Source organism: Pseudomonas sp. PS02303, assembly GCF_029959925.1.
In the GTDB taxonomy this organism is placed as follows: Bacteria; Pseudomonadota; Gammaproteobacteria; order Pseudomonadales; family Pseudomonadaceae; genus Aquipseudomonas; species Aquipseudomonas mandelii.
Window position 1 is genome coordinate 1 of sequence record NZ_JASCOM010000246.1, and the last position, 8,626, is coordinate 8,626.

Sequence of the window (8,626 nt, forward strand, 5' to 3'; positions counted from 1 at the left end):
GCTTGCTCCCGCTCGGCTGCGAAGCAGTCGTAAAACCTGACAATGCGTTTTCTCTGAAAGAATGCAGGGGCCGCTTCGCAGCCCAGCGGGAGCAAGCTCCCTCGCCACAGGTTCGGTGTTCGCTTCAGACCTCGACGGGAACTGTGAGCTTCGGGCTGCCGAGCGCATGGGTCTTCGAATCAAAAAACCGCAGTTCTGACCCCGTTCCCTCAAACACCTTCGTGTAATGCCGCTTCTGATGCTGGATAAACGCCTTGCTGCGCGGGTAAATCGAGATTGCCACTACCTTGGGTTTCGCCTGGCGCAACGCATGGATGATGTGGCTGTCCTGCTCGCCCAAGGCATGCCCGAACAGGCATAACCCCTCACCATGGCTCAGCAACTGGTCATAGCAAAACGACAGATAATCCGAGCTGCGAATGGTCTTGAGCTTGTCCTGCGCCGGCCCTTCGTTGACGAACAGCGGCACATCGTCCAGCGTCTTGATGGTGTTGTTGATGGCGAAACTGCCCAGCAATGTGCCCTCCGTCGACATCAGCTTGCGCGCCGTGCCGTCCTGATTGCGCACCAGGTGCAGGCCACCGTGCAGGTACAACAAACGGGTTTTATCGGTCGCCGTGGCGCTCAAATCAAAACCCGGTTCGGCGCCCTGGAACAGATCGGTGATGGCATCCGGCTGATGCTGGATCGCCCAGTAGTTGAGCAAGTCGTAATTGGTGGTGAACACCGTTCGATAGCGGCCCAGTTCCTGACTGATCGTCGCCAGGGTCGAGGGCACCACAAGCCGCCACGGGATGTGCACCGCGTGGACTGTGTTGATCAGCGCTTCCTTGATCGCGTAGTAACGATTGCGCGGCGCAGCGGAGCTGACGGCCAGGGCCTTGTTGACCCGACTGGTGATTTTCAGCGCGCTCAGCACCTGTTCGAAACTGCGGGTCTGCATGGCGTCGAACACGCTCAGCTCGGACTGGCTCAGGGGTTTTTCTTCGACGGTGCGGGCATTTTCGAACAACGAGTCGTAGCCGAAGTCGTCCCACACCGCACGGCTGGCGCCGTTGCCGACCAGCAAACCGCTGAACGAGGCGGTGGCGCGCAAGGCGTTCCAGTCTTCAAGTTGGGCATCAACATCCTGGAAATCGGTCATTGCGGTCAAAGTCTCAAAGCAAAAGGTCTGATGGGCGGCGACTTTATCACGACCGGGACTTGAGCCAGATCAAGTTACTGCCTGCCCGAAGCGTCGATCCTGTGCGCACCCGCCGGATCGGCACTACCGATCGGCTTAGCCAGGAGAATCGCTCATGAGCAGCACGTTTTTCATTCCCGCCGTTAACATCATGGGCAATGACTGCCTGGACGAAGCCATGGTTGCCATTGGCAAATACGGCTTTCGCAAGGCGCTGATCGTCACCGACGCCGGGCTGGCCAAGGCCGGTGTGGCGAAGATGATTGCTGAAAAACTGGCAATGCAGGACATCGACTCGGTGATCTTCGACGGCGCCAAACCGAATCCGAGCATGGCCAACGTCGAGCGCGGCCTGGGCCTGCTCAAGGAAAGTCGCTGTGATTTTGTGGTGTCGCTCGGCGGCGGTTCGCCCCATGACTGCGCCAAGGGCATCGCGTTGTGCGCGACCAACGGCGGGGAGATCCGCGACTACGAAGGCGTCGACCGATCGACCCAACCGCAATTGCCGCTGATCGCGATCAACACCACCGCCGGCACGGCCAGCGAAATGACCCGTTTTTGCATCATCACCGACGAATCGCGCCACGTGAAAATGGCCATCGTCGACCGCAACGTCACGCCGTTGCTGTCGGTCAACGACCCGGCGCTGATGGTCGCCATGCCCAAGAGCCTGACCGCCGCCACGGGCATGGACGCGCTGACTCACGCCATCGAAGCCTACGTGTCCACCGCCGCCAATCCGATTACCGATGCCTGCGCACTGAAAGCCATCACCTTGATCAGCAGCAACCTGCGTCTGGCCGTGCGCAATGGCAGCGACATGGCGGCACGGGAAAACATGGCTTACGCACAGTTTCTCGCCGGCATGGCGTTCAACAACGCCTCCCTGGGATTTGTCCACGCCATGGCTCACCAGTTGGGCGGGTTCTATGACTTGCCGCATGGCGTATGCAACGCGGTGCTGCTGCCCCACGTGCAGAGTTTCAATGCGCAGGTCTGCGCCCCGCGCCTGACCGATGTGGCCCACGCGATGGGCGCCGATATCCGTGGCTTAAGCCCGGAAGAGGGCGCTCAAGCGGCCATCACGGCGATCCGCAGCCTGTCCAGCGACATTGAGATTCCCGCCGGTTTGCGTGAACTCGGCGCCAAGCTCAACGACATCCCTACGCTCGCGACCAACGCGCTGAAAGACGCGTGCGGCCTGACTAATCCACGGGCGGCGGATCAGCGCCAGATCGAGGAGATTTTCCGCAGCGCGTTCTAGTCGGTTTGCCGGCCGGGCGCGAGCCTCACGCACACCATCGCGCCCAAGGCCAGCAAGGTGCAAAACAGGGACAGTGGCCATGCTTGCTGGCTTGCGATCAGACTGGCAATCGCGCCGATGATGGCGGCCATCAGCTGGTGGATGAAACCACTCAACGCCATCGCATAAGCCCCGCCGACCGGCGAGCCGTCGTTGGCCAGGGACAGGCTGATCGGGTAGTTCAAAGACTGCCCGAACACGGCAAAGCAGTATGGCAACCAGAGCAGCAGCGCAATGGAAGTGCCCGCGATGCTCCCCAGCAACATCACCGCGCTACCGCCCAATACCAGGCCCACGCCCGCCGTCATCAGCCAGCGTTGACCGGTGCGAAGCACAAAGGCATTGACCCCCAAAGCCCCCAGGAAATACGCCGCGCTGATCGGCCAGCCCAACAGCCCGTATTCTACGGCCGACCAGTTGAAGGGGCCTTGCAGAATCAGCGGCGCTGCGGTGTTGAACGCAATGATCACCCCATAACCGAGGCCGCCGGCGAGTGCCGGCAGCAGGAAGGCGCGATCACGCAAAATGCGCCAGTAACTCGGCCAGGCGGACGACTGAACAGGCTCCTCGTTCAGCAGCGGGAACGTGACCCGCGCCACCGCCATCGCCATCAACAGACTCGCGCCACCCAACAGATAGAAAATCGCCGGCCAGCCCAGCACCACCTGAATGATCGACCCCAGGTACTGGCCGATCCCCAGCGCCACTACAAACGAAATCGAGATCCAGGACAGCGCCTTGGCCAGCAGGTCACCGCGGAAACTGTCGCGGATCAATACCCGCGCCATGACCGAAATCCCGCTGGCACCCATCCCCTGGACCAGACGCCAGAACAGGAACGTTTCAAGCGACTGGCTCAAGGGCAGGGCAAGGTTACCCAGCCCGTAGATACCGAGTGCGGCGAGCAACACCGGCTTTCGGCCAATGCGCTGCCCCAGACTGCCCCAGAACAACATCGGCAGCGCCATGCCGATCAGGTACACGGCCAACCCCCAGGACACCTGCGAGGCGTCGGCTGACAGACCCCGGGCAATGTCCGGCAACGCCGGCAGGTAAATGCTCATGCCCAGTTGGGCGAGAAACACCGTGCTGCAGGTGACGAGGAGGGTGGTGCTGCTCTTCATGGAGTCTTCCTTGGGTTTCAGAAACCGACGTCCCCGACGTGGGTGCGTAAAGCTACATCAAGTGGCGCGACTTTTTCAGCAGGGCGATGCCATGTGATGGTGTGGGCCAAAACCGGGCTATCCTGCCGACTCAGCCGAACTGAAGTCATCGAGCCCTCCATGCTGCAAAAAAGCCTGATCCGCCGCCTCGACCTGATCACCCTCCAGCTGTTTGTCGCCGTCCACGAAGAAGGCACCCTGACCCGTGCCGCGAGCCGCGAAGCCATCGCGGTGTCGGCCGCCAGCAAACGGCTGATGGAGTTGGAGGAAGCGCTGGGCATCAGTCTGTTTGTGCGCCAGGCCAAAGGCATGACCCTGACGCCGGCCGGTGAAACCCTGCTGCACCATGCCCGGCAGATGTTGTTCAACGTCGAAAAAATGGGCCTCGAACTGGGCGAGCACAGCCACGGGGTGCGCGGTTATGTGCGGATGCTCGCCAATTTGTCGGCGATCATTCAGTTTTTGCCCGAAGACCTGCGGGACTTTTCCGAGCGTCATCCCCAGGTCAAGACCGACCTCGAAGAACGTCCCAGCAGCGGGGTGATTCAGGGCGTGCTCGATGGCGTGGCCGACCTTGGAATCTGCTCCAGCGACAGCGACGTCAAAGGCCTGCACAGCGTGCTGTATCGAAAGGACAAACTGGTGGTGTTGATGCTGCCCGATCATCCGTTGGCGAGTCGTTCCAGCCTGGCTTTCACCGATACGCTGGACAGCGATTACGTCGGTCTGCATGCCGCCAGTTCGATCAACATGCGCACCCACGCAGCTGCGCGCAAGGCCGGCAAGGTGCTGCGGTTGCGGATTCATGTACCGGGGTTCGATGCGATGTGCCGGATGGTTCAGGCCAACATGGGCATTGGGATCCTGCCGCAGAAGGCTTATGAATTGTTTGGCCGGGCGTTGGGATTGCATGCGGTGCCGTTGACGGATGACTGGTCGGATCGGGCGCTTATTTTGGTGGTGCGTGATGAAGCGGCGCTGTCGCCGGTGAGTCGGATATTGTTCGAGCAGTTGCGTGGGCAAGTCTGACGGTTCTCGATTGGCTAGGCCGGCCTCCTCGCGGGCAAGCCTCCTACAGGGATCACGCACAACCTGTAGGAGCGAGGCTTGCCCGCGAAGACTGACCTGAGGTCGCGGCAATCTCCCGGGCGTTCGCGTTTCGCGAACGAACGTTGCCAACTGACGGTTGGATTCATCGCCCCTCGGTCCTCTAGCCTTGGCTCATATTCCAAGAACAACATAGAGGTACCCCGCGATGACTGCCCCCTTGAGTGCAATCAAAGTGATCGAGATCGGCACGCTGATCGCCGCGCCGTTCGCCGCGCGCATGCTCGCCGAGTTCGGCGCCGAAGTGATCAAGATCGAAGCCATGGGCCAGGGCGACCCACTGCGCAAGTGGCGCAAGCTGCACGAAGGCACCTCGCTGTGGTGGTACCTGCAATCGCGCAACAAGAAGTCCCTGGCGCTCAATCTGAAATCCGCCGAAGGCATCGAGCTGGTCAAGCAGCTGGCGACCAGCGCCGACGTGCTGATCGAAAACCTGCGCCCCGGCGCCCTGGAAAAACTCGGCCTGGGCTGGGACGTGCTGCACGCCCTCAACCCCAACCTGACCCTGGTGCGCATTTCCGGTTACGGCCAGTCCGGCCCCTACCGCGATCGTCCGGGTTTCGGCGCCATCGGCGAGGCCATGGGCGGGATCCGCTACACCACCGGCACCCCCGGTTCACCCCCGGCCCGAGTCGGCGTCAGCCTCGGCGATTCCCTGGCATCGTTGCACGCGGTGATCGGTGCCTTGATGTCGTTACTGCGGGTCAAGACCGGGCAGGGTGGTGGTCAAGTGGTCGATGTATCCCTGGCCGAAAGCGTGTTCAACGTCATGGAAAGCCTGGTGCCGGAATACGACATGCTCGGCCATGTGCGTGAGCGCAGCGGCGGCGCCTTGCCGGGCATCGCGCCGTCCAACACGTACCTGACGGCCGACGGCGCCTACGTGGTGATTGCCGGCAACAGTGACCCGATCTACAAGCGTTTGATGGAAGTGGTCGGTCGTCGCGACTTGGCCGACGCGCCTGAGTTTGCTCATAACGACGGTCGTGCATTGAAAAGTAACGTGCTTGATGCGGCAATCACTCACTGGACCAGCAGCCTGCCGATCGATGAAGTGTTGTCGGCGCTGGAGGCCGCCGAAGTCCCGGCCGGGCGCATCTATTCCGTCGCCGACATCGTCGTCGATCCGCACTATCAGGCGCGGGACATGCTGCTCAACGCCGACTTGCCTGGCGGTGCCACGGTGAAGATGCCCGGCATCGTGCCGAAAATGTCTGAAACCCCCGGCGGAGTGAACTGGTCCGGGCCGAGTCTGGGCCAGCACACCGACGGTATTCTCGCGGGACTGGGCCTGACGGCGCTGGACATCGAACGGCTGAAAGCCGAAGGGGTGGTGCAATGATCACTGATTTTTCCCAGACCCTGATCGTTCAGGAAGTCTCCCCCCGCGACGGCTTGCAGATCGAGCCGACCTGGGTCGAAACCGTCGACAAGATTGCCCTGATCGATCAGCTCTCGTTGGCCGGTTTCAGCCGCATCGAGGCTGGTTCATTCGTGTCGCCCAAGGCCATTGCGGCGCTGCGCGATGGCGAGTTGGTGTTCAAGGGCATCACCCGGCAACCGGGGGTGATCTACGTTGCGTTGATCCCCAACCTCAAGGGCGCGCAGCGGGCGCTGGCTTGTAGCGCTGATGAACTGAACCTGGTGATGTCCGCCAGCCAGACCCACAACCTAGCCAACATGCGCATGCGTTGCGAAGCCTCGTTGTCGGCGTTCGGCGAGATTGTGCAATTCGTCGGTGGTGCGCAGGTGCGGCTCAACGGCAGCATCGCCACCACCTTCGGCTGCCCGTTCGAAGGCAAGATCGATGAGGATCGCGTGCTGCAAATCGTCGAGGCTTATCAGGAACTCGGCATCCAGGGCATCACCCTGGCCGACACCACCGGCATGGCCAATCCACGACAGGTTGATCGGTTGGTGCGGCGGGTTCTGCAGCGGGTTTCGCCGGCGGATCTGACCCTGCATTTCCACAACACCCGCGGCCTCGGTTTGTGCAACGTGCTGGCCGCTTACGAGGCTGGCGCCCGACGCTTCGACGCGGCCCTTGGCGGGCTCGGCGGCTGCCCGTTCGCGCCGGGAGCCTCGGGCAATATCTGCACCGAAGACCTGGTCAACCTGTGCGATGAAATCGGCATTCACACCGGCATCGACCTACCGCTGTTACTGAAGTTGTCCCGAGGATTGCCGGCGCTGCTGGGCCACGAAGTGCCCGGTCAACTGGTCAAAGCGGGGCGTAATTGCGATTTGCACCCAATGCCTTCCTGACCCAACACAAAACCCTGTGGGAGTGAGCCTGCTCGCGATAGCGGTGGGTCAGTTCATGCGATGTCGGGTGACACCGTCATCGCGAGCAGGCTCGCTCCCACAGTAAAAGCATTCACACAGATCCTCCCAACCAGACAACAAAAACAATCGGACACCCATGGGAAGTCCGCCTGGAGAAAGCACCATGAGCCTCAATGTACTGGAGGCGGGCGCGAGCCCGTCCGTTAATCACGACGAAGAAAAAGCCCTGGTCAGCAAGGTCGCCTGGCGCCTGATGCCGCTGATCATGGTCTGCTACCTGTTCGCCTTTTTCGACCGCATCAACATCAGCTTTGCCAAGTTCCAGCTGCAGACCGACCTGAGCCTGAGCGACACCGCCTACGGCCTCGGTGCCGGGCTGTTCGTGGTCGGTTACGTGATCTTCGAAGTGCCGAGCAACATGATGCTGTACAAGGTCGGCGCGCGGCGGTGGATCGCCCGGATCATGATGTCCTGGGGCCTCGCCACCGCCGCCATGGTCTTCGTCAACAGCGAATGGCAGTTCTATGCGCTGCGCTTCGTGATCGGCGCGATGGAAGCCGGATTTGCGCCGGGCGTGCTGTATTACCTGACGCTGTGGTTCCCGCAGCACTATCGCGGGCGCATCACCTCGATGCTGTTCCTGTCGTCGGCGTTTGCCGGTCTGGTCGGTGCTCCGTTCTCCGGGCTGGTGCTGCAACACCTCGACGGCTTCCTCGATATGCGCGGCTGGCACTGGCTGTTCCTGCTGGGTGGCGTGCCCTGCATCGGCCTCGGCTTGCTGGTGCTGACCCTGCTCAAGGACCGCATCGAAGACGCCCATTGGCTGACGCCGGCGGAGAAAACCCTGCTGGCCAGCCGCATTGCGCACCATGAACCGCACAAGAGTGGCGGCTCGCTGCTCGCCGCGCTGCGGATCCCGGGGTTCCTGACACTGGGGCTGATCTACTTCCTGATTCAGGTGGCGTCCTACGGTTTGAATTTCTGGGCCCCGCAACTGATCCGCAGCGCCGGCACCGAGAGCCCGGTGATGATTGGCTTGCTGACTGCCATCCCGTACATCTGCGGCGCCATCAGTATGGTGGTGATCGGGCGGTTGTCCGACTCGACCGGTGAGCGGCGCAAGTTTGTCGCTGGACTGGTTGCAATGGGGGCGGTTGGGTTCATCTGTGCGGGGATTTTCGCCAACCATACGACCTTCCTGATCGTCGCGCTGGGCTTGCTCGGTGCCGGGATCATCGCCTCCATCCCCAGCTTCTGGACCTTGCCGCCAAAACTGCTGGCCGGTGCCGGTGCAGGGGCGGCTGGCGGGATCGCGGTGATCAATACCCTCGGCCAGTTCGGCGGCATCGTCAGCCCGGTCATGGTCGGTCGGATAAAGGATCTGACCGGCAGCACCACCCCGGCGCTGTACGTCATTGCTGTCTGCGCGCTGATCGCCGTTGCCCTGCTGCTGTGGGGGTTGCCGCAGAAGCTGCGCACGCTCGACAAGTTCTGAATCTGCGGTGCTGTTCAGGCCGCCATCGCGAGCAGGCTCGCTCCCACATTGATCTGTGCCACGCCGCCAATCAACTGTGGGAGCGAGCC

At 61.9% G+C, this 8,626-nt stretch carries 7 protein-coding genes; 5 read left to right on the forward strand and 2 right to left on the reverse strand.

Annotation, left to right across the window (positions count from 1 at the left end; all coding sequences use genetic code 11):
- Positions 1-124: 124 nt before the first annotated feature.
- Complete coding sequence (locus QMX98_RS29035) at positions 125-1,144, reverse strand: DUF4917 family protein (protein ID WP_077749588.1); 1,020 nt, start codon at positions 1,142-1,144, stop codon at positions 125-127.
- Between the two features lie 154 nt (positions 1,145-1,298).
- Between QMX98_RS29035 and yiaY the strand changes: the two genes are divergently transcribed.
- On the forward strand, positions 1,299-2,447 hold the full coding sequence (gene yiaY, locus QMX98_RS29040) for an L-threonine dehydrogenase (protein ID WP_083374852.1): 1,149 nt from the start codon (positions 1,299-1,301) through the stop codon (positions 2,445-2,447).
- Here the strand turns inward: yiaY and QMX98_RS29045 are convergent.
- Positions 2,444-3,610, reverse strand: coding sequence for a multidrug effflux MFS transporter (locus tag QMX98_RS29045; RefSeq protein WP_282411763.1), 1,167 nt, complete (start codon positions 3,608-3,610; stop codon positions 2,444-2,446). The genes yiaY and QMX98_RS29045 overlap by 4 nt on opposite strands.
- Before the next feature lie 159 nt (positions 3,611-3,769).
- Between QMX98_RS29045 and QMX98_RS29050 the strand changes: the two genes are divergently transcribed.
- The 4 genes from QMX98_RS29050 (at position 3,770) to QMX98_RS29065 (ending at position 8,537) form a co-directional block, all read left to right on the forward strand.
- Positions 3,770-4,678, forward strand: coding sequence for a LysR substrate-binding domain-containing protein (locus QMX98_RS29050; protein WP_010462462.1), 909 nt, complete (start codon positions 3,770-3,772; stop codon positions 4,676-4,678).
- Between the two features lie 226 nt (positions 4,679-4,904).
- Positions 4,905-6,098 (forward strand): CaiB/BaiF CoA-transferase family protein, encoded by a 1,194-nt coding sequence (locus QMX98_RS29055; protein WP_282411764.1) that lies wholly within the window; start codon positions 4,905-4,907, stop codon positions 6,096-6,098.
- Positions 6,095-7,021: a hydroxymethylglutaryl-CoA lyase gene (locus QMX98_RS29060; protein ID WP_010462459.1), complete on the forward strand. Its 927-nt coding sequence runs from the start codon at positions 6,095-6,097 to the stop codon at positions 7,019-7,021. Before QMX98_RS29055 ends, QMX98_RS29060 begins: the two co-directional genes overlap by 4 nt.
- Positions 7,022-7,205: 184 nt before the next feature.
- The gene (locus QMX98_RS29065; RefSeq protein ID WP_010462457.1) at positions 7,206-8,537 is read left to right on the forward strand and encodes an MFS transporter; all 1,332 of its coding nucleotides are present in this window, start codon (positions 7,206-7,208) and stop codon (positions 8,535-8,537) included.
- Positions 8,538-8,626 lie beyond the last annotated feature (89 nt).